This window comes from Streptomyces sp. XY431, from assembly GCF_001279805.1.
GTDB lineage: Bacteria > Actinomycetota > Actinomycetes > Streptomycetales > Streptomycetaceae > Kitasatospora > Kitasatospora purpeofusca.
This window is the reverse complement of sequence record NZ_LGDO01000236.1, coordinates 1-1,849: the sequence shown is the minus strand read 5'-3', so window position 1 is coordinate 1,849 and position 1,849 is coordinate 1. Positions and strand designations below refer to the sequence as shown.

At 74.9% G+C, this 1,849-nt stretch carries 3 protein-coding genes; all 3 read right to left on the bottom strand.

The window, feature by feature from the left end:
• Positions 1 to 66: 66 nt before the first annotated feature.
• Positions 67 to 276 (bottom strand): hypothetical protein, encoded by a 210-nt coding sequence (locus ADK60_RS22145; protein WP_053648360.1) that lies wholly within the window; start codon positions 274 to 276, stop codon positions 67 to 69.
• Positions 277 to 326: 50 nt separating this feature from the next.
• Positions 327 to 1,208 (bottom strand): hypothetical protein, encoded by an 882-nt coding sequence (locus ADK60_RS46835; RefSeq protein ID WP_234371207.1) that lies wholly within the window; start codon positions 1,206 to 1,208, stop codon positions 327 to 329.
• 93 nt (positions 1,209 to 1,301) lie between these two features.
• A complete protein-coding gene (locus ADK60_RS22135) occupies positions 1,302 to 1,802 on the bottom strand; it encodes a hypothetical protein (RefSeq protein ID WP_053648358.1) in 501 nt (166 codons plus the stop codon).
• Positions 1,803 to 1,849 lie beyond the last annotated feature (47 nt).

Here is a 1,849-nt window from a genome sequence, read left to right as displayed (position 1 = left end):
GGGTGTAGCGGGTGGCGGTGGCGGTGGGCACGGGCGTCTCCGGGGTGGTCGGGGCGGGGTCTGGGGTCACGGCTGGACGAGCGGCGCGCAGGCCGGGCAGAGCGGGTCACCGTTGAGCGCCCAGTCCGAGGTGAGCGGGGTGCCCGGGTCGCACAGCGCGCGGCGCTCGGGGGCGTCCACCAGGGCGACGTGCGGGGCGGTGCCCGGGCTGGCGTAGCCGAAGGTCAGGTGCCGGGGCAGGTCCATGACGCGCAGTGGCTCGGGGGTGGCGTGCAACGGGGTGTTCCTTCGAAGGGGGCGGGGTGGGGCTTGGTGCCAGCGAGCGGTCAGCCGTGCTCGGTGGCGAGGTGGCGGCGGCGGGTCTCGTCGGTGTAGCCCTTGGCGGTGTTGCGGGTGGTCCAGCCGCAGGTGCAGGTGGCGGTGGAGTAGGCCCGGCCGGGGCACCCCTCGGTGAGCGGCTTGCCGCTGCTGGTGTGCTTGTGCTGGGGCGGGCACTCGCTGCCGTCGGCGTGGTGGTCGGTGCGGGGCGCCCGGAACTTCTCCTTCGGGCTGTCCTTCGGCCGGCTGACGGAGAGCGGGCCCACCATGCCGTTGATCCCCATGCGCGCCAGGGACTCCTGCTCGGCGTCCCACTCGGCTTCGGTGTGGGCGTCGCCGACGCACAGTTCTTCGGTGTGGTCGTACCAGGTGGTCCGGTCGGCCTGGACGATGCGCGCGGCTTCGCGCTGGGCGGCTTCGCGGGTGGGGGCGAGGACGGGCACGCAGTGCACGCGGATCTCGTCCAGGGTGACGATGAACTTGCCCGGCCCGGCCGGGGCCACCTCGGAGGGGGTGGGGCCTGGTGCCAGCGGCGGCTGCTCGGCCTGGCGGGCGTCTTCGGCCTCGGCGGCGTTCTGCGCGTCGCCGACTTCACCGACGATGGCGGCGAGGCGTGCCCGGCTGACGCCGAACTCGGACGCGGGGACGAGGGCGGCGTCGACCAGGCCGAGCAGGCTGTGCAGGTAGTCCGCCAGCACGCCGCACTGTTCTGCGGTCAGGGTGACGAGGACGCTCACCCCCTTGCCTCGCTTGACGCGGGTGGAGCGGGTGTACAGCGCTTCGGCGACGGCCTGCTCGACGCTGCCGGACCGGCCGTCCTGGAAGCTGTCGCGGTCTTCGAGAGCGGCGACGAGTGCACCGGGGAGCGTGACGGTGGTGATGGTGGGCATGGCTGTCTCCTGCGGGTCGGTGCGGGGGTAGGGCCTGGCGTCTGACCGGCCTCGGCACGGTCCGGACGGTGGTCCGGGCCGCACCGGGGCGGGTCAGGCAGCCAGTTCGGTGCTGCTGACGAGCAGGCCGGGCAGGCAGTCCTGGAGGAGCGCGGGCACCATCTCGGTGTCCTTGTCGCGGAACCAGCCGAAGCCGGGGGCGGTGGCGATGGCGAAGGGCTCCCCACCGTCGGCGGGGACGACCACGCGGAACCGGGCGCGGGTCGCGCGGACGGCCGGGCGGAGCAACCCGAGGACGCTGGGGTCGGTGTCGCTGGCGACGCCGTACCGGACTCGGCCGTCGGGCTCGGTCCACCGCTGCCACCCCGCGCCTGCCGTGCGGGTGCGGCTGGGCTTGATCCGGGGGCGGGGCCCGGGGCCGATCTTCACCGCGCGGCCGGGGCTGCTGGCGCTCGGCAGGTCCAGCGCGAGCTGCACGGCCTTCGTGTGCTTGGCCTGCGCGCCGCGCCCGGCCGGGGTGGTCACGGTGACGGTCGCGGTGGGCTCATCCTGGCGGGGCAGGCGGAGCGTGGTCGTCAGGGCTGCGGTGTTCACGGTGGCGCTGTTCCTTCGGTGGTGCGGGAGGGGGTGGGGCCTGGTGC

What these genes read in the sequence shown, in the direction of transcription:
- ADK60_RS46835 (WP_234371207.1), bottom strand. Translation starts at nt 1,208, where the DNA reads ATGCCCACCATCACCACCGTCACGCTCCCCGGTGCACTCGTCGCCGCT.